We start from the raw sequence: 20700 nt of genomic DNA on the forward strand, positions 1-20700 counted from the left end.
GCGGCCGTCGCCGCGGCGGCCTTCGACGGAGTCGAGGACCCCGACGTCGAACTGCGCGAGATACCCCTCCCCAGCCTCGGCGAGGGCGCCGCCCCCGCCGCCCTTCTCGCCTCCCGCCTCAGCCGCTCCGCCCAGACCGCGCTGCGCTTCGCCGTCGCCCTCGGCGGCGAGGTCCCGCACCAGGCCCATCTGCCGGCCCTCGTCGGCGACACCCATGCCGACGCCGCCCTCGGCGAACTGCGCGCCTGTGGCCTGCTCTCCCCGGTCGGACCCCGCTACCGGCTGGCCGCCGGGGTCCTCACCCAGCTCCTCGCCCAGGGGTACGAGTCCGACCGCGCGGCCGCCGACCGCGCCCACACCGTCGCCCAGCACTACGCCTGGTGGTCCGCCCACCCCTCCGTCACCCCCGAGCGGGCCGCCGCCGAGTCCGACGCCCTCCTCGCCGCCCTCTCCGTCCTCGTCGCCGGCACCGGAGGCGACCCCGACAAGGAGGCCGAGCACCGCGCCACCGCCGTCCTGCTCGCCCGCGCCGCCGCCCCCGCCTTCGCCGCCGGACTGCACTGGGGCGCCTGGGAGCGGGCCCTGCGTGCCGGACAGGAGGCCGCCCGGCTCACCGGCGAGGTCGCCGACGAGGCCTACTTCCACCACGAGCTCGGTGTCCTCGCCCTGTGCGCCGGAAACCTGGAGCGGGCCCGCGCCGAGCTGGAGGCCTCCATCGGCATGCGCGGCGTGCTCGCCGACAAGCGTGGCACCGTCGCCGGACGCCGGGCGCTCGCCCTGGTCGCCGACCTCTCCGGGAAGCACGCGGCCGCGGCCGAGACCCGCGCCGAGGAGCCCGTCTCACCGCCCCGCGGCATTCCCTCCCTGCGCGGCCCCGGACGCAGACCGGCCCCCGAGCCCCTCCCCACGCCGCCGGGCGGAACCGCGGGAGCCCTGGGCCGGACCACGTCGCCCGGCGGAGCCGGGCGAGGCGCGGCGCAGCCCTCCATGCCGGCGTTCCCCGACTTCGCCGACGAGGGCCCGACGCTCATCACCCGCCCCGACACCGCCAAGGGCCCCGGCCGTCCGAGCCTCGGGGGCGGCATCATCAGCGGCGCGCGCCGCAACCTCGCCGCCGTCGGCGCGGGCGCGCTCCTCGTCGCCGTCCTGGGCACCGTCGTGACCCTCGGCGCGACCTCGGGCAACGGCGAGGACCCGGCCACCAACCACGTCACCTCCGACAGCACGGCCACCGACGACACCACCGACGACGGCATCGACGGCGAGGAGCAGCCGGCCGAGGGCGACGCGGCGGAGCCCGGCGAGACCGGCGAGGCCACCCGCTCCGGCTCCCCGAGCCCCTCGGCCTCCGGGAGCGCCTCCCCGTCGGGCCCGACGGACCCGTCGAGCTCGGGCACTCCGGGGAGCTCCGGCACCCCGTCGTCCTCGGACAGCCCGTCGACGACCACGCCGCCCACCACGACGACCCCGCCGACGAGACCGACCACGCGGCCTCCGCGGCCCACGACGACGCCCCCGAAGCCGCCGACGACGACGACGAAGCCGCCGACGACGACCACGCCGCCGGTGACGACGACCCCGCCGGAGCCGACCACGGCCCCGCCGACGACCGCCCCGTCGACCGGAGGGGCGGACAGCCCCAGCATCTCCGCCTCCTCGTCCCTCGGCGGCCCGCCGGAGCCCGGCGACGCCACCGGTTCCCGGACGCCCGCCTGACGGGCGGGACGGAGCCGGAGCCTACGTACGGAGACGGGGACGGCCCCGGGCGCGTTCACCGCACCCGGGGCCGTCCCCGTACCGCCACCGCCGTCCGTCAGAACAGCCGCAGCTTGTCGTCCTCGATGCCCCGCATCGCGTTGTAGTCCAGGACCACGCAGCCGATCCCGCGGTCCGTCGCGAGGACCCGGGCCTGCGGCTTGATCTCCTGCGCCGCGAAGACGCCCCGCACCGGAGCGAGGTGCGGATCGCGGTTGAGCAGCTCCAGGTAGCGGGTCAGCTGCTCGACGCCGTCGATCTCGCCGCGCCGCTTGATCTCGACCGCGACCGTCGCGCCGTCCGCGTCCCGGCAGAGGATGTCCACCGGGCCGATCGCGGTCGGGTACTCGCGGCGGATCAGGGTGTAGCCCTCGCCGAGGGTCTCGATGCGGTCGGCGAGCAGCTCCTGCAGGTGCGCCTCGACGCCGTCCTTGATGAGACCCGGGTCCACACCCAGTTCGTGCGAGGAGTCGTGGAGGACCTCCTCCATCGTGATGATCAGTTTCTCGCCCGCTTTGTTGATCACGGTCCAGACGCCCGTCTCACCGTCCGCACCCTCCTTGAGGGTGCAGGGCGGGGACATCCAGTTGAGCGGTTTGTACGCCCGGTCGTCCGCGTGGATGGAGACACTGCCGTCTGCCTTGACGAGGATCAGACGGGGCGCGGAGGGCAGGTGGGCCGTGAGCCGGCCCGCGTAGTCCACGGAGCAACGGGCAATGACGAGACGCATGGTCGCCAACGCTACAAGACGGGCGCTCTTCCGCGCGATTCGGGCATCACCCGGACCCCCTCCGGGCATGATCCTGAGCCGAACACCCGTCGGTTATCAGCCGGTTGTGTTCCCCATCTCCTGGTGCGTGCAGGACTGCGCGCTTACCGTGGAAGCTGGAGGTCGTCGTCCGTGCACGCTGCGTGGCGGGCGACCCGGCCTTCGCCCTGCCCGCAAGACCCCGTCCGCGGGGTCGCGAGAGGAGAACCCATGTCGCTCGACGTCTCACCGGCACTGTTGGAACAGGCCGAGCGAGGCGAGGTCGACGAAGCCGACTTCGTCGACTGCGTCCGGACCTCCCTGCCCTACGCATGGGAGATGATCAGTTCTCTGGTGGCTCAGCTGAAGGTCGACGGCGGAGAGTTCGCCGACAACCAGACGCCGCCGCCGAATGAGCAGGCACGTGGTCAGCTGCTGCGCGCGCTTGCGAGCGATGCCATTCGTGGTGCGCTGCAGCGGCATTTCGGGGTGCGTCTCGCCTTCCAGAACTGCCATCGGGTGGCGGTCTTCCCGCTGGACCCGTCGGTGGACGAGCGGCTCGCCCGCTTCACGTCCGTACGGGGGCAGCTGCTGAACCAGTCGCCGGAACTGCGCGACTGCTGAGACATGGTGCTGCCGCTCCGCATCGCGGGAGACGCGATCGATGCGTGTCGACGCGCATCGCCGCGCGGAGATGCCGGAGCGGCAGCACAGCCCCGCCCTGAGTCCGTACGGTTCGCACTTCCGTCCGTACGGTCAGACGAGCAGCGGCAGGACCTCCGCGCCGAGCCGCCGCACGTTCTCCTCGGTCGACGCGAGGTCGCCCGTGCCCTCGGCGAGCAGGGCGTGGCGGGTGATGCCCGTGCGCTCCGCCGTCGCCGCCAGCCGGTCCGCCGCGCGCCGGGGCGTGCCCACCGGGTGCAGCCCGCACAGCAGCTCCGTGTACGCCACGGGGTCCCGCATCGCCCGGTGCCGGCCGTCGACCGTCACATGTGCGTCGAGGCCCTGCTTCAGCCAGCCCGGCATCGCCTTCACCAGCGCCTCGGCCGCGTCCGCGCCCCGGTCCGCGAGCTGGGCCACGCCCGCCGAGACGTGGTGGGACCCGATCCGCGCGATCTCGTCCGGGTCGCGCCCGGCCTCCCGCGCGCAGCGCGCCCAGGCCGTGACCATCTCTCCCTTCTCCTCGTCGCCGCAGTGCATCCCGAGCAGCATCGGCAGTCCGCGCTCGGCGGCCAGCCGCACACTCTTCGGCGACGTGCAGGCCACCACGACCTCCGGGGCCGGGTCCCCGCCGATCAGCTCGTCGGGGCGGGGCACCACCGGCACCTCGCGGAAGGCGAACCGTTCTCCCTCGGCGCCCACCCGGGGCTCGGAGAGCCAGCGCAGCAGCAGGTCGAGCGATTCCGGGAAGCCCTTCTCGTACGTGTCGAGGCCCGCGCCGAAGACCTCCAGGTCGACCCAGGGTCCGCCCCGGCCCACCCCGAGGGTGAACCTGCCGCCCGAGGTGAGGTGCAGCAGCGCCGCCTGCTCGCCCAGGGCGACCGGGTGGACGTTCGGCAGTACGCTCACCGCTGTGCCCACCCGCAGCCGCCGAGTGCGGCCCAGGAGCAGTGCGGCCAGTGTCACGGCCGAGGGGCAGACCCCGTACGGCACGAAGTGGTGCTCGGCGAGCCAGACCGAGTCGAGGCCCGCCTCCTCGGCGACCTCGGCGGTCCGCACCGCCCGGTGCAGCGCCTCACCCTGCCCCTGGCCCGGGAACTGGGCTGCCAGAACGAACGTACCCACGCGCATCGCCTTGTGCCTCCTTTGCGGCCGACGCGTAACTCCCCTCGCACTGGCACCAACGTCTGACACGTGCCAAAGGCAACGGCCGTTCATGAAGTTCTTGCGATTTTCGGCTAAGCCGTCGCGGACGGGGCCCGGGGCACCGCGTCGCGGCCCGTAGGCTTGAGGGAACGGTCCGTGTTCCCAGACCCCGTGAGGTGTGCCCGTGTCCCCGCGCCACAACCGTTCCCGAGGCGGCGAGAAGCCCGAGCAGCAGCAGGGCGACCACGGCGACCGGTACGGCGGCGTGCAGCGCACCGAGACCTGGCAGGGCGAGGAGTGGTTCGTCCGCCTCGTCGCCGGGGCGAGCGCGCCCGGCAAGCGCTACCGCTGCCCCGGCTGCGACCAGGAGATCCCGCCCGGCGCCCCGCACGTGGTCGCCTGGCCGGAGTACGGGGGAGTGGACGACCGGCGGCACTGGCACAAGGCCTGCTGGAACGCGAAGGACCGCCGCACCAGCAAGGTGCAGCGGTCCCGTAACGCGCCGAAGTACTGAGTCGAGATCTGAGCCGAAGGGCTGAGTCGGGGGGCGGTCACACGTCCCGGTTGTTCAGCAGCGCGAACGCGCCGGCGAGCGCGACCCCGGCGACCCCGGTCATGATCAGCAGCGGCTCCCAGCCCGACGGGCCGTCGTCGCCGAACGGCGGCTGCGCCGCGTACAGCGAGATCATCTGCGAGGGGATCGCGTAGGTGAACAGCGCCTCCTGCACGGACTTCAGCGCCTCGGAGAACATGAACAGCGCCGCCACCAGCGGCAGCAGCAGCAGACCGATCATCACCGTGATCGCACCGGCCGAGTGCCGGATCAGCGTGCCGAGCGCCAGCGACAGCAGCCCCAGCATCGCCAGATAGGCGCCCGCGCCGACCGTCGCCCGCAGCCACTCACCCGTCGTCGGCGTGTCCGCCGCCTCCACGAGGGCGACCTGCACCGCGCCCACGAGCGCGGCGACCACGGTGGTCACCGTGAAGACGAGCACGAAGAACACGATCGCCTTCGCCGTCAGCACCCGGGCCCGGCTCGGGCAGGCCGTCAGGGTCGTACGGATCATGCCGGTGCCGAACTCGGAGGCGATCGTCAGCACACCGAGCGTGATCACACAGATCGAGGCCGGCAGCATCCCGAAGAAGCCGAAGCCGAGCGCCGACTCGTCGCCCATCCCCTGCTCGCCGGCGTTGGCGGCGATCGCCGCCACCCCCAGGCCGATGACGACCATCAGCAGGACCATGACCCCGAGCGTCCACAGCGTCGAACGCACCGAGCGGATCTTCGTCCACTCGGAGGCGAGCGCGTCACCGAGGTTCGCCCTGCGGACCGGGATGGGGGAGACGTAGGAGTGCGGCGCCGGAGCGTGGTGCTGGGCGGGGGCGGTCATCGGGCGTCCTTGGTGGTGTCGCTCGGCTGGGGGGCGGCCGGCTGCTGAGCGGCCGGAGGGGCGTACGGACCCGGCACGGGCTGCTGGCCGGGAGCCCCCGCGTACGGGTTCTGTCCGGGCGGCGGCGGGGCGTACCAGCCCTGCTGCGGCACGTCCTGCACCACCGGCTGCGGCGGCATGCCGTACCCCTGGTGGCCGGGCTGCTGCGGCGGCTGGAGGTGCGCGAGCCGGTCGTCGGTGGAGCGGTAGTCCACGGCGCCCTGCGTCAGACGCATGTACGCCTCCTCGAGGGAGGCCTGGTGCGGGGACAGCTCCCAGAGCCGTACGTCCGCGTCGTGCGCGAGGTCGCTGATCCGCGGCAGCGGCAGGCCCGTCACCCGCAGCGCGCCGTCCGGCTCCGACATCACCTGGCCGCCGGCCTCCATGAGGGCCGCCGTCAGCTTCTCCCGCTGCCCCGGCTCCGTGTGCGGCGTCCGCACCCGGGCGAAGTCGGCGGAGTTCGCCGAGATGAAGTCCGTGACGCTCATGTCCGCGAGCAGCTGCCCCCGGCCGATCACGATCAGATGGTCGGCGGTGAGGGCCATCTCGCTCATGAGGTGGCTGGAGACGAAGACCGTCCGCCCCTCGGCGGCCAGCTTCTTCATCAGGTTGCGGACCCAGAGGATGCCCTCCGGGTCCAGGCCGTTGACCGGCTCGTCGAAGAGCAGCACCTGCGGGTCGCCCAGGAGCGCCGCCGCGATGCCGAGCCGCTGGCCCATGCCGAGCGAGAAGCCCTTGGAACGCCGCTTGGCCACGTCCTGGAGGCCGACGACCCCGAGCACCTCGTCGACGCGCTGCGCCGGGATGCCGGCGAGCTGCGCGAGCGACAGCAGATGGCTGCGCGCGCTCCGCCCGCCGTGCACGGCCTTCGCGTCGAGGAGCGCGCCGACCTGACGGGGCGCGTTCGGCAGCTGCCGGAAGGGGTGGCCGCCGATCGTGACATGTCCCGCGGACGGCCGGTCGAGGCCCAGGATCATGCGCATCGTGGTCGACTTGCCGGACCCGTTGGGCCCCAGGAACCCGGTGACGACACCGGGCCTCACCTGGAAGGAAAGGTTGTACACGGCCGTCTTGGCGCCGTAGCGCTTCGTCAGGCCGACTGCCTCGATCATTCTCCAGCCCCATCGACAGGTCGGTCGCACCATGGTCGGGGCGTGGCGGCCGTCGGCCGGAGCCCCCCGTATGAGCTAGGAGCTTATCCAGCCGTTGACGGTTCCGGCGAAGTGGAGACGGTCTGCGGGCGGTCTCCCGATCCGGCGAGCTCTCAGGCGTCCCGCTTCTTCATCACCAGATAGCCGCCGGCCAGCGCGGCCACCACCCAGAGCACCATGATCCCCAGACCGGCCCACGGGCCGTACGGAGCCTCCTCCGTGTTCATGGCGTCCGGGACGACCTGCATGATCTTCGAGCCGGCCTGGTCGGGGAAGTAGCGGGCCACCTCCTTGACCTTCGGCACGGCCGCCAGGATCTGCGAGACCAGGAAGAAGAACGGCATCAGGATGCCGAGCGACAGCATCGACGACCGCAGCATCGCCGCGACGCCCATGGAGAACAGCGCGATCAGGCCCATGTAGAGCCCGCCGCCGATCACCGCGCGCAGCACGTTGTCGTCACCGATCGAGGCCCGGTGCTCGCCGAGCAGCGCCTGCCCCAGGAAGAAGGAGAGGAAGCTCGTCGCGAGACCCACGGCGAACGCGAGCCCGCCGGCCACCGTGATCTTCGAGAAGAGGAAGGTCGCGCGCTGCGGCACGGCCGCAAGGGAGGTGCGGATCATCCCCGAGGAGTACTCGGTCCCCACCACCAGGACACCGAAGACCACCATCGCCAGCTGCCCCAGGGTCATCCCGAAGAAGCTGACCAGGGTCGGGTCGAAGGTGGCCCGCTCGACCTCGCTGAGGTCGTCGAAGGTGGAGTTGAACACGGCGGACAGCGCCGCGCCGATCGCCACGGTGACGATCAGGGCGCTCGCCAGCGTCCAGACGGTCGACGACACCGTCCGGATCTTGGTCCACTCGGACTGCAGGACCGCGGATACCGCTGCCATCGTTCAGGCTCCCTGGGAGGTCGTGCCCCACTGGGGGCCGGGCGCCGGGGCGCCACCGTGTACATCGGTGCCGTGCGCGTGGTACTCCACCGCACTGGCCGTCATCTGCATGAAGGCCTCTTCGAGCGAGGCGCGCTGGGAGCTCAGCTCGTGCAGCACGAGCCCGTTCTCGGCGGCGAGTTCACCCAGCTTCTCGGTCGTCGCCCCGTCCACCTCGATGGTGCCGTTGCCCGCCTCGACCGCGATGAACCCGTGCGCGTGCAACAGGTCCCGGAGCCGCTCCTGCTGCGGAGAGCGCAGCCGCACATAACTCCGGGAATTCTCCTGGATGAAATCGGCCATCGTCGTGTCGGCCAGCAGCTTTCCCTGTCCGATCACGATCAGATGATCGGCTGTCAGGGCCATTTCACTCATCAGATGGCTGGAAACGAAGATCGTCCGGCCCTCGGCCGCCAACGCCTTCATCAGATTGCGGATCCAGTGAATTCCCTCAGGGTCCAGACCATTGACGGGTTCGTCGAACATGAGGATCTCGGGATCGCCGAGCAGGGCCGACGCGATGCCGAGCCGCTGCCCCATACCGAGGGAGAAACCTTTCGACTTCTTCCGCGCGACCGGCGTCAGACCCACCAGGTCCAGCACCTCGCTCACCCGGCGCTCCGGGATGCGGTTCGACTGCGCGAGGCACAGCAGGTTGTTGTACGCGGAGCGGCCGCCGTTCATGGCCTTGGCGTCGAGCAGCGCGCCGATGTACTTCAGCGGCTCCTGGAGCTCCCGGTAGTGCTTGCCGTCGATCCGGACCGTCCCGCTCGTCGGGTTGTCCAGGTCCAGCATCATCCGCATCGTCGTGGACTTGCCCGCCCCGTTGGGCCCGAGGAAGCCCGTGATCACCCCAGGACGCACCTGGAAGGAGAGATGGTCGACCGCGGTCTTCGCCCCGTATCGCTTGGTCAGGCCCTCAAGCTCGATCATGCGTCCCAACCTACGGGTGCGCAAAACCCCCCGCCACCGGAATGACAGGGGGTTCTGGGGAACGCTACGAACTCGTTACCGGCTGTGCGTCAGGTCGACGGTCACGACACGGACGGCCGTACGGGGGGCGGCCGTACGCGGGACGGGCGTCAGCGGGACTGCTGCGCCGGGACACCGGCCGGGCGCTCGTCGTCGATCGGGGAGCCGGCCGCCGCCACCGCGGCACCGGTCAGCGTCGCCAGCATCTCGCGGACGTTGGTCAGCTGCGCGTTGATCGAGTCCCGGCGGTTCGTCAGCGCCGCGAGCTCGCGCTCCGATTCGCTGCGGATCCGGTCGGCCTTCGCGTTCGCGTCGGCCACGATGTCCTCGGCCTGGCGCTGCGCGGTCTCCACCGTCTGACGGGCCCGGCGCTCCGCGTCCGTACGCAGCTTCTCGGCCTCCAGGCGGAGCTGCTCGGCGCGGTGCTCGATCTCGGCGAGGCGCTTCTCGGCCTTGGCCTGACGCGAGGCCAGGTCGCGCTCCGACTGCTCGCGGCGCTTGGCCAGGTTGGTCTCGAAGTCCGCGGCGGCCTGGGCGGCCTTGGCGCGGGTCTCCTCGAAGAGGGCGTCCGCCTCCTCGCGCTTCGACTGCGCGTCCTTCTGCGCCTCGGCGCGCAGCGTGTTGGCCTCGCCCTGCGCCTTCTCGACGATGCGGACGCCCTCGTCCTCGGCCTTCGACTTGCGCTCGGCCGCGAAGGACTCCGCGTCGTTGCGCACCTGCTGGGCGGCCGACTCGGCCAGCTCGCGGTGCTGCTCGGCGGCGCGACGGGCCTCCTCACGCAGGTCCTTCGCCTCCTCCTCGGCGAGCCGGAGGATCTTCTCGACCCGGGCGCCGAGCCCCGCGTACGACGGCTCGGCGTCGGTGACCTGCGCCTGGGCGTTCTGCGTCTCGAGGTGGAGCTCCTCGATGCGCTTCTCCAGGGAGGTGATACGGGACAGCGCATTGTCGCGGTCGGACACGAGCTTGGTAATGCGGTCGTCCACCTGACCGCGGTCGTAACCGCGCCGCACGAGCTCGAAGCCGAAGGGGGAGGATGTGTCGCTCATGGGTTTCCTGTCGAATGAGACCGGTGAGGTGTTAGAGGGAATCCTAGGGGCCGAAGCGGCGTGTCATCGAGCGTATGCCCGTTTGATCTGGAGAATGTCCAGCCTTTTGAGTGGCTAGCCGTCCTGGGACTTGCCACTCGAACGAGTGGACCCCGCTGACACGCCCGCCTTGACCCCATCCTTCGTACCGGCGGACGGAGTCTCGAAAGACTCCAACGCCTCCAGCACGTCCTGGACACGGGAGATCTCGGCATTGATGTCCTTGCGGCGCCGCACGAGCACCTCCAGTTCGCGCTGACCTTCCTCGATCGTCTTCTCCGCCTCGGTCTGCGCCTCCGCCAGCGCCCGCTCGGCCTCGGCCTTGATGCCCTCGGCCTCCGCGATGAGCGATGCCTTCTTCTGCTCGGCCTCCTTGAGGAGCGCCTCGGCCTTGCGGACCGCGGCGATCCGGACCTTGCTCGCCTCCGAACTCGCCTCGGAGACCAGCTCCTTGGCCTTCGCGTCGGCCTCGGCCCGCTGTTCCGTCGCGGCCTTCATCAGGTTGTCGACCCGCTCGCCCGCCGTCTTCATCTGCTCGGCGCTCTCGCGGCGCGCCCGCTCGTGCAGTTCCTCGATCTCGCCCTCGATCCGGCCCCGCAGCTCCTCGGCCCGCTCCCTTATGGCCGTCGCGTCGCCGCGTGCCCCGACCAGGAGTTCGTCCGCGTCCGTACGGGCCTTCTCCACCAGCGAGTTGCCCTCGACGGTCGCCTCGGCGACGATCCGCTCGGCCTCCTTGCGGGCCGCGCCGACCATCATGTCGGCCTGCGACTCGGCCTCGGTGGTGGCGCGCAGCGCCTCCTCCTGGGCCTTGCCGATGAGCTGGTCCGCCTGCTCGGCCGCGTCCGACCGCTTCCGGGCGCCGGCCTCCCGCGCCTCGTCGAGCGTCCGGTCCGCCTCCTCGCGGGCCTCCGCGCGCATCTGCTCGGCCGCCGCCTCGGCGTCGGCCCTGAGCCGCTCCGACTCGGTACGGATCCGCTCGGCGTCCTGCTGGGCGGAGCCCACGGCCGCCTCGGCCGCCGCGCGCGCCTCCGCCGTGACGGAATCGGCGAGTTCGCCGGCCTCGCGGGTGAGCCGTTCGGCCTCGGCGGCCGCCTCGCGGGTGAGTCGTTCGGCTTCGCTCGTCGCCTCCGCGAGCAGTGCGTCGGCCTGTTCGGCGGCGTCGCTGCGGCGCTTGTCGGCGGCCTTGCGGGCCTCGTCGAGGACCTGCTCCCCGTCGGCCAGGGCGGCGTTCCGCAGGGCCTGCGCGTGCGCCTCCCCGTCGATCTTGACCTGTTCGGCCTCGGTGCGGAGGCGTCGGGCGTCCTGTTCGGCGGTCTCCATGAGCTCGACCGCCTCGGCGGTGAGCCGTTCGGCCTCGGCGGCCGTCTCGCGGGTGAGTCGTTCGGCTTCGCTCGTCGCCTCCGCGAGCAGTGCGTCGGCCTGTTCGGCGGCGTCGCCGCGACGCTTGTCCGCCGCCTGACGGGCCTCGTCCAGGATCTGCTCCGCCTCGGCGGCGATCCGGTCCGCCTCGGTACGGGCCTCGCCGACGACCGACTCGGCGCGCTCGGCGGCCTCCGAACGGATCCGGTTCGCGTCGTCGCGGGCGTCGGCCCGGGTGCGGGCCGCGTCCTGCTCGGACGCGGCGAGCGAATCCGTCACCTCGGTCCGTACCCGCTGCGCGTACTCGGCGGTGTCCGCCCGCAGCTTCTCCGACTCGGCGATCGCGTCGGCGACCGTCCGCTCGGCCAGCGCCTTCGCGGCGTCCGTCTCCTCCTGCGCACGCGTCCGCGTGCGGGCGGCGTCCTCGGACGCCCGCTCCCGCTCCTCGTACGCGTCGGCGCGGACCCGGTCCGCCTCCTCCTGCGCCTCGGAACGCGTCCGCTCGGCCGCGTGCTCGGCGGCGCTGCGCAGCCCGGCGATCTCCTCCTCGGCCTGCTCGCGCAGACCCGCCACCGAGTCCCGTACCTCCTGGGCGGCTCGCGAGGCCGCGGTGACCATCTCGGTCGCCCGCGCGTCCGCCTCCTCGACCAGGCGCTGCGCCTCGACCTGCGCGTCCTCGACGCGCTTGCGGGCCGCGGCGAGAAGCTCCTCGGACTGCCGGCGGGCGTGCTCGCGCTCCCGGCCGGCCTCGGAACGGGCCGACTCGAGCGTCTCCTCGGCCTCCCGGCGACGCCGGACGGCCTCCTCCTGCGCGGCGGCCAGCGCCTCGGCGGCCTCGGCGGCCACCCGCTCGGCGGCGGCGGCGGCCTCGGCCCGTACCCGGTCGGCGGTCTCCTGGGCCTCCGACCGCAGCCGCTCGGCCTCCTCGGCCGCCTCCTTGCGGAGCCGTCCGGCGGCGCTCTCCGCCTCGGTACGCGTGGTGGACGCGTCCGACGCGGCCTCGGCGCGCAGCCGTTCGGCCTCCTGCTCGGCCTGCTCCTGGAGCGTACGGATGCGCTCGGCGGCCTCGGTCCGCAGCCGCTCCGTCTCCTCGGCGGCCTCGCGCCGGATCAGCTCGCCCTCGGCACGCGCGTCGGTGAGCTCCTCCCCGGCCGCCGCGACCTTCGCCTCGGCGTCGGTGTGCAGCCGGGTCAGCTCCTCGGCGGCTTCGGCGCGTCGGGCCTCGGCGGCCCGCTCGGCGTCGGCGCGCAGCGCGGCCGCGGCCTCCTCGGCCGCCGCCCTGACCGCCTCGGCCTGCTCCTCGGCCTCGGCGCGCAGCCGCTCGGCCTCGGCGCGGGTCCGCTCCAGGGTCTCCTCGGCCTGCGTCCGGAGCGTCTGGGCGCGCTCCATGGCCTCCGACTTGGCCCGCTCGCTCTCGGCGCCGGCCTTCGTCCGCATCTCGTCGGCGTCGGTACGGGCCTTGGTGAGGAGTTCCTCGGCGCTGCTGGCCGCCTCCTCGATCTGCTGGACGGCCTCGCGGCGGGCCTCGCCGCGGATCCGCTCGCCCTCCGCGATGGCCTCGGCGCGCAGCTGCTCGGCCTCACCGCGCAGCCGGCGGGCCTCCTCCTGCAGCTCGACCGTCTTGGCGCGGTACTCCTTGGTGTCGTCCTTCGCCGAACCGAGCAGCTCGTCCGCCTGCTCCTCGGCCTGGGAGCGCAGCCGGTCGATCTCCGCCTCGGTCTCGCGGCGGATCCGCTCGGCCTCCTCGGAGGCCTTCCGGGTGGTCTCGCGGGCGTCGTCGGACGCCTTGGTGAGGATCTCCTCGGCGTTGCGCGCGGCCTTGGCGAGCGCGGCGGCGGCGTCCTCGGCGGCGACCGTGCGGGCCTTCTCGGTGGCCTCGGCGACGAGCTTCTCCGCCTCGGCGGTCGCCTCGCGCAGCTTCTCCGCGGCCTCGGTCTTGAGCGCCTCGGCGTCCTTGGTGGCCTCGCCGACCAGCCGGGCGATCTCCGTCTTCGCGGTGCGGGTGCGCTGCTCGTTGACCGACTCGGCGGTGGCGAGCTGCTTGGCGGCGGCCTCCTTGGCCTCGGTGAGGGCCTTCTCGGCCTCCGCGCGTGCGACCCGCAGCCGCTCCTCGGCCTCCTGCATGCGCTGCTCGGCGGCGCGGGAGAGCTCGGTGGCCTGGCGGCGGGCCTGGTCGGTCTCGGCGGTGGTGGTCGAGCGGAGCTGCTCGGCGTGGCTGGTGGCCTCCTGCGCCTGGCTGGAGGCGGCGGCGAGGAGCCGCTCGGCGTCCTTGCGGGCGCGCAGCAGAATCGCTTCGGCCTCGGCACGGGCGGCCTCGGCCTCGGAGCCGACGCGGCGGCTGGTCTCCTCGGCGAGCCGGGTGGCCTCGGCGCGGGCGGCGGCGAGCGCCTGCTCGGCCTCCGCGCGGGACTCCTCCATCAGGCGGCGGGCCTGGGACTCCGTGCGGGCGCGGAGCTGCTCGGCCCAGGCGACGTTCTCGTTGACGTGCGCCTCGACGGTCTGCCGGCGCTCGCTGAGTTCCTGGTCCAGCTGCTGACGGCGCTGGACCGCCTCGTTGTGCAGTTCGGCCTGGAGCCGGGACTGGTGCTCGGCGTGCTCCTGGAGGATGCGCTGGGTCTGGGCGCGGGCGTCGCGGAGCTCGCGCTCGGCGTCCTGGCGGAGCTGCTCGGCCTGCGCCTGGGCGTTCCGCAGCAGCTGCTCGGCCTGGTAGCCGATGTCGGCGCTGTCGTAGGCGGGTCGGGAGGCGATGGTGCGGCGCGCCTCGTGGAGCTTGGCGCGCAAGACCTCGACCTGGTACCCGAGGTCCTCGGCGTGCTGAACGGCCTTCTCGCGCTCGGTCTTCAGCCGGTCCATCTCGGCTTCGAACCTGGCGAGATGGTCGTCTTCAGCTCGGTGGCTCTCCTGGCGTTCGTAGCCCCGCACTGCGCGGTCCATCCTTCCCCGAGCTCTTCGAGCAGGGGATACCCCAACCCTGGTCGCAACTCCAACGAGCACCGCCCCCTCACGGCTGAGGACGGACCCCCGGGGAATCGTGACAGATCGGACGACCCCGACATCCCGACTACGGTGCCGCACGGAGCGGCCCCGACCGGCCCCGGCCCGGAGTCGCCCACTCTACCGGGCCAGGAATCCGGAGGTCAGTGCTCCGCTGAGGAGTGGTCAGCCGACGGCTCTGCCGAGGTGACCAGTTCCGTGAGTACGCCGTGGCAGTCCTTGGGGTGCAGGAAGGTGATCCGGGAGCCCATGGAGCCGATCCGCGGCTGGTCGTAGAGGACCCGGACGCCCTTGGAGCGGATGTCCTCGGCGTCTCCGTCGACGTCCGCCGTACCGAAGGCGATGTGGTGCACGCCCTCGCCGTTCTTGGCGAGCCACTTGCCCACCGCCGAGTCCTCCCGGGTCGGCTCCAGGAGCTGGAGGTACGAGGCCCCGCCGTCCGAGGTGTCGTTGATCTTGAGCATGGCCTCGCGGACGCCCTGCTCCTCGTTGACCTCGGAGTGGAAGACCTCGAAACCGTACGTGGCACGGTAGAACTCGACAGTCTTGTCCAGGTCGAAACAGGCGATCCCGATGTGGTCGATTCGCGTCAGCATGCCTCCAGTGCAGCGCCGCGACAGTGGTTACGCAACGTGCGCGCCGTCACACCGACCGGCCGGTGACCCGGCGGTCCGCCGCTCAGTACATTGGCGGTAAACCCTCGTTCACTTCTCATCCCTAGGGGCCGTGCCTCATGTCTGGAACGACCGGTACCACCTCAGTGATCGTCGCGGGCGCCCGCACGCCCATGGGTCGCCTGCTCGGCTCGCTCAAGTCCTTCTCGGGCGCCGAGCTCGGCGGCTTCGCCATCAAGGCCGCGCTCGACCGGGCCGGCATCGGCGGCGACCAGGTCCAGTACGTGATCATGGGCCAGGTGCTCCAGGCGGGCGCCGGCCAGATCCCCGCCCGCCAGGCCGCCGTCAAGGCCGGCATCCCCATGAACGTCCCCGCGCTCACCATCAACAAGGTGTGCCTGTCGGGTCTCGACGCCATCGCGCTCGCCGACCAGCTGATCCGCGCGGGTGAGTTCGACGTGGTCGTCGCCGGCGGCCAGGAGTCGATGACCAACGCGCCGCACCTGCTGCCGAAGTCCCGCGAGGGCTTCAAGTACGGCGCCATCGAGATGCTCGACGCCATGGCGTACGACGGTCTCACCGACGCCTTCGAGAACATCGCCATGGGCGAGTCCACCGAGAAGCACAACAGCCGCCTGGGCATCCAGCGCCCCGAGCAGGACGAGATCGCCGCCCTCTCGCACCAGCGCGCCGCCGCCGCCCAGAAGAACGGCATCTTCGAGGCCGAGATCACCCCGGTCGAGATCCCGCAGCGCAAGGGCGAGCCGGTCGTCTTCTCCAAGGACGAGGGCATCCGCGCGGAGACCACCGCCGAGTCCCTCGGCAAGCTCCGCCCCGCCTTCGCCAAGGACGGCACCATCACTGCCGGCACCTCCTCGCAGATCTCCGACGGCGCCGCCGCCGTCGTCGTGATGAGCAAGGCCAAGGCCGAGGAGCTGGGCCTCGAGTGGATCGCCGAGATCGGCGCCCACGGCAACGTGGCGGGCCCGGACAACTCGCTGCAGTCGCAGCCGTCCAACGCGATCCAGCACGCTCTCAAGAAGGAGGGCCTGACCGTCGACGACCTCGACCTGATCGAGATCAACGAGGCCTTCGCCGCGGTCGCCGTGCAGTCAATGAAGGACCTCGGCGTTACCCCCGAGAAGGTGAACGTCAACGGTGGCGCCATCGCGCTGGGCCACCCCATCGGCATGTCCGGCGCCCGCGTGGTGCTGCACCTGGCCCTGGAGCTCAAGCGGCGCGGCGGCGGCATCGGCGCGGCCGCCCTGTGCGGCGGCGGCGGTCAGGGCGACGCGCTGATCGTCCGCGTCGCCGGCAAGTAAGTCACCTCGGCAAGGTCAGGCAAGGAGCTCTGCACATGGTGGACGTCCCCGCTCTGGTCACCCAGGCACGGGAGGGCAGGCCGCGGGCCGTGGCCCGGCTGATCTCGCTCGTGGAGGGGGCGTCCCCGCAGCTGCGCGAGGTCATGGCGACGCTCGCGCCGCTCACCGGCGGCGCGTACGTGGTGGGCCTGACCGGCTCGCCCGGCGTCGGCAAGTCCACGTCGACGTCCGCGCTGGTCTCCGCCTACCGGCGGGCGGGCAAGCGGGTCGGCGTCCTGGCCGTCGACCCGTCCTCGCCGTTCAGCGGCGGGGCGCTCCTCGGCGACCGGGTCCGGATGTCGGAGCACGCCTCCGATCCGGGCGTCTACATCCGCTCCATGGCGACCCGCGGTCACCTGGGCGGTCTCGCCTGGTCCGCCCCGCAGGCCATCCGCGTCCTGGACGCGGCCGGCTGCGAGGTGATCCTCGTGGAGACCGTGGGCGTCGGGCAGTCGGAGGTCGAGATCGCCTCCCAGGCCGACACCTCGGTCGTGCTGCTCGCGCCGGGCATGGGCGACGGGATCCAGGCCGCGAAGGCGGGCATCCTGGAGATCGGCGACGTGTACGTGGTGAACAAGGCCGACCGGGACGGCGCGGACGCCACGGCCCGCGAGCTCAACCACATGCTGGGCCTGGGCGAGGCGCGCGGCCCCGGCGACTGGCGGCCGCCGATCGTCAAGACGGTCGCGGCGCGCGGCGAGGGCATCGACGAGGTCGTGGAGGCCCTGGAGAAGCACCGCGCCTGGATGGAGGAGCACGGGGTCCTGGCGGAGCGCCGCCGGGCCCGTGCCGCGCGCGAGGTCGAGACCATCGCGGTCACGGCCCTGCGGGAGCGGATCGGCGATCTGCACGGCGACCGGCGCCTGGACGCCCTCGCGGAGCGGATCGTGGCGGGCGACCTCGACCCGTACGCGGCCTCGGACGAGCTGGTCGCGAGCCTGACGGGCAACTGAGCGGCGTACGACTCCGTACGGACGAAGCAGGGCCTCACCGGGCGTCCGGTGAGGCCCTACTTCGTCAGGTCCGTCGGGCGCGGCCGCCGCTACGGCTTGCCGCGCCTGCCGCGCAGCTGGTCCGCGACCGGCTTCAGGGACTCGCGCAGGTCGCCGAGCGCGTCCGCGCCGATCTGGTCGATGAAGTGCTTGCGCACCGACTCGACGTGGTGCGGGGCGACCTTGTGCATGGTGTCCATGCCCGCGTCGGTCAGCACGGCGTACAGTCCGCGGCGGTCGGACTCGCAGTTCTCGCGCCGGACGAGTCCGGCGTTCTCCATGCGGGTGATCTGGTGCGAGAGCCGGCTCTTCGACTGGAGCGTGGCCGCGGCGAGATCGCTCATACGCAGCCGCCGTTCGGCCGACTCCGAGAGGTTCACGAGGATCTCGTAGTCGTTCATCGTCAGTCCGAAGGGCTGGAGGTCCCGCTCCAGCTGGTACGTCAGCATCCTCTGGACGTCCAGGAATGTGCGCCACGCACACTGCTCGGCGTCGGTGAGCCACGGGGTGGCGGTCTCGGTCTCCATATATGGATTCTACCTAAGAAGTTGAATACTTGACGAAGTCTGGGAGCGTGAGTTCGAAGACGTCACCCTCCGCAGACTACCGCTCACAGACCGAAGCGACGCTGGAGGTCGCCGAGCTGGCCGGGAAGGCGCGGTACCGAGCCTTGCACAGACTGGCCGGAACCGGGCGATCCGTGGCCGCCGGGTACACCCGGCTGGGCCGGTGGGCCGCCGATCGCGCGGTCCGCCATCAGGATCTCCGTCGACTGGAGGAGGACCGTGCCCGCGCCCACGAACTCGAACTGGTGCTCCTCGCCCGAGGTGCCCCCGAAGCCCGTCAGCGCGCGGACGCCGCCCATCACGCCCGTCATGTAGCCGTGGTCGTAGTGGTGGCACGGGGAGGGGCAGTCCGCCCAGCCGACCAGGGCCTGCGGGTCCACCCGCATCGGCGGCTCCATGAAGACCACCGGGCCGTTCGACGCGGCCACGAACTTGCCCGTGCCGATCAGCGTCACGAAGCCCGGCACGATCGACTGCTTCAGCGCGAGCGTCGGCTGGTAGGCGAGCAGATTGCCGGAACGGATCGTCAGATTGCCCTCGTCCAGGTCGAACGAGTTCACGTCGAAGGCCCGGTCCGCCAGCAGCATCTTCCCGCTGCCCTCGGCCACCACCCAGTCGCTCGCGTGCAGCGGCGAGTGGAACGACGTCCGGACCAGACGGTCCAGCCGCCCGTGCCCGATGCCGTTGAACTCGATCCGCCCGTAGTAGGCGATCATCTTGCCCTTCTGCAGGAACCACTGGGAGCCCTTGAGCTCCACGCAGAAGGTGTACGGGTTCACGTTGTCGTCCGACGGCAGGGTCATCGGGTCGTGGATCACGGGACCGGTCACAGCTTTTCCTCCGAGGCCTGCACGTACACCGCACCACTGCCGCTCAGCTCCAGCTGGAACGCCTCGCCCGAGCCGCGCCCCACCATGTCGCGCCAGCCGAGCGCGGTGGAGAGCTTGTTCCGTACGTCGCCGTGGTGGGCCACGTACGCCTGCGGGTCCACATGGACCGGGCGGCCCGGGGTGATCGGCAGCTCGATGACTCCGCCGTGCGCCATGACGGCCACCGCGCCGTGGCCCTTCAGGGTGGTGGTGAAGAGGCCCTGGCCGGTCACCTGGCCGCGGACCATGCCCATGACCCCGCCCTGCGAGCCCATGAACATGGTGCCCTGCTCCAGGGTGCCGTCGAAGGCGAGCAGCCGGTCCGCCTCCACGTACAGGGTGTCGCCGGTCAGCCCGATCACCTGGATGTGGTGACCACCGTGCCCGAACATCACCGTGCCGTTGCCCTCGACGGTCATCAGCGGCGTCGCCTCGCCGGCCACCCGGCGGCCGATCATCGACATCACGCCGCCCTGGCCGCCCGCCGTGTTCGGCGTGAAAGTGACGTCGCCGCGGTACGCGAGCATCGCGCCGCGCTGGCTGAACATCCGCTGTCCGGGGACGACGGTCGCCTCGACCATCTTCGAGTTGATCTCGCGGAACGGCATCAGACGTCCCCCCCGATCGTGTTCCGCTCGCTCGGCTGGACGTACACGAGGCCGTCCCCCTCGAAGCGGATCTGGAAGGCCTCGCCGCCGCCCTCACCCATGAAGGTGCGGAACGTCACACCCGACTGGAAGTGCTGCTGGAGGTTGCCCTGGTGCGCGATGTACGCCCCGGGGTCGACCTGGAGCGGGTACTGCGGGGTCACCCGCAGCACCACCGCCGGGCCGTCGGACATGATCGCGGCCTGACCGGAGCCCTCGACGGTCGTGGTGAAGAGGCCGTTGCCGGTGGCCCCGCCGCGCAGACCCGTGAAGGTGGTGCCGGTGCGCAGCCCCGCGTCGGTGCAGAGCAGATTGCTCGCCTCGACCCAGAGCTTGTCGCCGTGGAGCGAGACGAGGTTGATCTCGGAGGCCCGGTCGGCGAACCAGCAGGTCCCCTGGCCGCGCACCTCCATCATCTCCATCTGCTCACCCGTGAGCCGGCGGGTGACCATGCCGCGCAGGCCCTCACCACCACCGCTCATCTTCTTGAACGCCATCTGGCCGTCATAGGCGACCATCGAGCCGTTCTTCGCCTTGACGGCGTCGCCGGTCATCGAGACGGCGAGCACCTTGCTGCCTTGGAGTCGGAACGTTGCCACCCGCTGAAGGTACTGGGGACCCGGATAAAGAGACAGCAAAGTCGGCGTGCACAATGGTCGGGCCCTTGTGCATCCGTTCACAAGATCGAACGAAGGTGACCCCCTCCGTGGACATCAAGACCGCTTCCTCCCTCCACCGGCTCCGGCTCGTCTCCGCGCCGGAGGCCGTCTCGTTCCTGCTCCTGCTGGTCTGCTCGGTGCTCAAGCGGACGACGGACTTCAACGCGGTGCCGGTCATGGGCGCGATCCACGGCGTGCTGTTCATCCTCTACGTCCTGTTCTGGCTGGACGCCTGGAACCGGACCAAGTGGAGCTTCGGGACCGCCGCCCTCTACTTCGTCCTCTCCGTGCTGCCCCTGGGCGGCTTCTACGCCGAGCGCAGGCTCAAGCGCGAGGCCGAGAACGCGGTCATCGCCTCCCGCGCCCGCGCCGCGGCCGCCGAAGGCGCGGTGAAGGCGTGATCGTCGCGTTCTCGGTCACGCCGCTGGGGGTGGGGGAGGAGGTCGGCGAGTACGTCGCCGACGCCGTCCGGGTCGTCCGCGAGTCCGGGCTCCCGCACCGCACCGACGCGATGTTCACGAGCGTCGAAGGCGACTGGGACGAGGTGATGGACGTCGTGAAGCGCGCCGTCGCCGCCGTCGAGGCTCGCGCGCCGCGCGTCTCGGTCGTCATGAAGGCCGACATCCGGCCCGGCGTCACGGACGGTCTGACCTCGAAGGTCGCCACGGTGGAGCGGCACCTGGAGGGCTGAGGCCCGCCTTCCCCGGTACGCGAGAAGCCCCTGGTCCCGGTTCGGGGCCAGGGGCTTCGTCGCGTACCG

Annotated in this window: 19 protein-coding genes and 1 pseudogene; 7 read left to right on the top strand and 13 right to left on the bottom strand. The window is 72.0% G+C overall.

Going from position 1 to position 20700, the window contains the following annotated elements; genetic code table 11:
* Positions 1-1716: pseudogene (locus tag AOK00_RS22420) on the top strand (ATP-binding protein); the annotation flags it as partial.
* A gap of 97 nt (positions 1717-1813) precedes the next feature.
* Here AOK00_RS22420 and nucS read toward each other — a convergent pair.
* Complete coding sequence (gene nucS / locus AOK00_RS22425; RefSeq protein ID WP_055602092.1) at positions 1814-2485, bottom strand: endonuclease NucS; 672 nt, start codon at positions 2483-2485, stop codon at positions 1814-1816.
* Positions 2486-2734: 249 nt separating this feature from the next.
* On the opposite strand from nucS, the gene AOK00_RS22430 reads away from it, so the two are divergent.
* A complete protein-coding gene (locus AOK00_RS22430) occupies positions 2735-3127 on the top strand; it encodes an SCO5389 family protein (protein WP_015036224.1) in 393 nt (130 codons plus the stop codon).
* A 132-nt stretch (positions 3128-3259) separates the two neighbouring features.
* Here the strand turns inward: AOK00_RS22430 and AOK00_RS22435 are convergent, their stop codons facing one another.
* On the bottom strand, positions 3260-4294 hold the full coding sequence (locus AOK00_RS22435) for an LLM class flavin-dependent oxidoreductase (protein WP_055602093.1): 1035 nt from the start codon (positions 4292-4294) through the stop codon (positions 3260-3262).
* Between the two features lie 199 nt (positions 4295-4493).
* Between AOK00_RS22435 and AOK00_RS22440 the strand changes: the two genes are divergently transcribed.
* Positions 4494-4823, top strand: coding sequence for a hypothetical protein (locus tag AOK00_RS22440; protein ID WP_055602094.1), 330 nt, complete (start codon positions 4494-4496; stop codon positions 4821-4823).
* Between the two features lie 37 nt (positions 4824-4860).
* Here AOK00_RS22440 and AOK00_RS22445 read toward each other — a convergent pair whose 3' ends face one another.
* The 7 genes from AOK00_RS22445 to mce form a co-directional block, all read right to left on the bottom strand.
* Positions 4861-5700: an ABC transporter permease gene (locus AOK00_RS22445; RefSeq protein WP_055602095.1), complete on the bottom strand. Its 840-nt coding sequence runs from the start codon at positions 5698-5700 to the stop codon at positions 4861-4863.
* Entirely contained in the window at positions 5697-6851 is a 1155-nt protein-coding gene (locus AOK00_RS22450; protein WP_055602096.1) for an ATP-binding cassette domain-containing protein, read from the bottom strand. Before AOK00_RS22450 ends, AOK00_RS22445 begins: the two co-directional genes overlap by 4 nt.
* A 152-nt stretch (positions 6852-7003) precedes the next feature.
* Positions 7004-7783, bottom strand: coding sequence for an ABC transporter permease (locus AOK00_RS22455; RefSeq protein ID WP_055602097.1), 780 nt, complete (start codon positions 7781-7783; stop codon positions 7004-7006).
* 3 nt (positions 7784-7786) lie between these two features.
* Positions 7787-8755: an ABC transporter ATP-binding protein gene (locus tag AOK00_RS22460; protein ID WP_055602098.1), complete on the bottom strand. Its 969-nt coding sequence runs from the start codon at positions 8753-8755 to the stop codon at positions 7787-7789.
* A 149-nt stretch (positions 8756-8904) separates the two neighbouring features.
* On the bottom strand, positions 8905-9840 hold the full coding sequence (locus AOK00_RS22465) for a hypothetical protein (protein WP_055602099.1): 936 nt from the start codon (positions 9838-9840) through the stop codon (positions 8905-8907).
* Positions 9841-9954: 114 nt separating this feature from the next.
* On the bottom strand, positions 9955-14172 hold the full coding sequence (scy, locus tag AOK00_RS22470) for a polarized growth protein Scy (RefSeq protein WP_301554221.1): 4218 nt from the start codon (positions 14170-14172) through the stop codon (positions 9955-9957).
* A 203-nt stretch (positions 14173-14375) separates the two neighbouring features.
* Positions 14376-14828: a methylmalonyl-CoA epimerase gene (gene mce, locus AOK00_RS22475; protein ID WP_055602101.1), complete on the bottom strand. Its 453-nt coding sequence runs from the start codon at positions 14826-14828 to the stop codon at positions 14376-14378.
* 137 nt (positions 14829-14965) lie between these two features.
* Between mce and AOK00_RS22480 the strand changes: the two genes are divergently transcribed.
* The gene (locus AOK00_RS22480; protein ID WP_055602102.1) at positions 14966-16168 is read left to right on the top strand and encodes an acetyl-CoA C-acetyltransferase; all 1203 of its coding nucleotides are present in this window, start codon (positions 14966-14968) and stop codon (positions 16166-16168) included.
* 35 nt (positions 16169-16203) lie between these two features.
* Positions 16204-17160 carry a methylmalonyl Co-A mutase-associated GTPase MeaB gene (gene meaB / locus AOK00_RS22485; RefSeq protein ID WP_055602103.1) on the top strand — a complete coding sequence of 319 codons (957 nt, stop codon included), beginning with the start codon at positions 16204-16206 and terminating at the stop codon, positions 17158-17160.
* Between the two features lie 89 nt (positions 17161-17249).
* Here the strand turns inward: meaB and AOK00_RS22490 are convergent, their stop codons facing one another.
* The 4 genes from AOK00_RS22490 to AOK00_RS22505 form a co-directional block, all read right to left on the bottom strand.
* Positions 17250-17726 carry a MarR family winged helix-turn-helix transcriptional regulator gene (locus tag AOK00_RS22490; RefSeq protein WP_055602104.1) on the bottom strand — a complete coding sequence of 159 codons (477 nt, stop codon included), beginning with the start codon at positions 17724-17726 and terminating at the stop codon, positions 17250-17252.
* 83 nt (positions 17727-17809) lie between these two features.
* Positions 17810-18568, bottom strand: coding sequence for an AIM24 family protein (locus AOK00_RS22495; protein ID WP_107097450.1), 759 nt, complete (start codon positions 18566-18568; stop codon positions 17810-17812).
* 23 nt (positions 18569-18591) lie between these two features.
* Positions 18592-19242, bottom strand: a complete 651-nt coding sequence (locus tag AOK00_RS22500) for an AIM24 family protein (protein WP_055602106.1) — start codon at positions 19240-19242, stop codon at positions 18592-18594.
* A complete protein-coding gene (locus AOK00_RS22505; RefSeq protein ID WP_079042137.1) occupies positions 19242-19880 on the bottom strand; it encodes an AIM24 family protein in 639 nt (212 codons plus the stop codon). The genes AOK00_RS22500 and AOK00_RS22505 overlap by 1 nt, the downstream gene beginning before the upstream one ends.
* Positions 19881-19987: 107 nt before the next feature.
* On the opposite strand from AOK00_RS22505, the gene AOK00_RS22510 reads away from it, so the two are divergent.
* Both AOK00_RS22510 and AOK00_RS22515 read left to right on the top strand, forming a co-directional pair.
* A complete protein-coding gene (locus tag AOK00_RS22510; protein WP_055602108.1) occupies positions 19988-20341 on the top strand; it encodes a DUF3817 domain-containing protein in 354 nt (117 codons plus the stop codon).
* Complete coding sequence (locus AOK00_RS22515; RefSeq protein WP_055602109.1) at positions 20338-20631, top strand: MTH1187 family thiamine-binding protein; 294 nt, start codon at positions 20338-20340, stop codon at positions 20629-20631. The genes AOK00_RS22510 and AOK00_RS22515 overlap by 4 nt, the downstream gene beginning before the upstream one ends.
* Positions 20632-20700 lie beyond the last annotated feature (69 nt).

The organism is Streptomyces aureus (genome assembly GCF_001418135.1).
GTDB classification, from domain to species: Bacteria; Actinomycetota; Actinomycetes; order Streptomycetales; family Streptomycetaceae; genus Streptomyces; species Streptomyces aureus_A.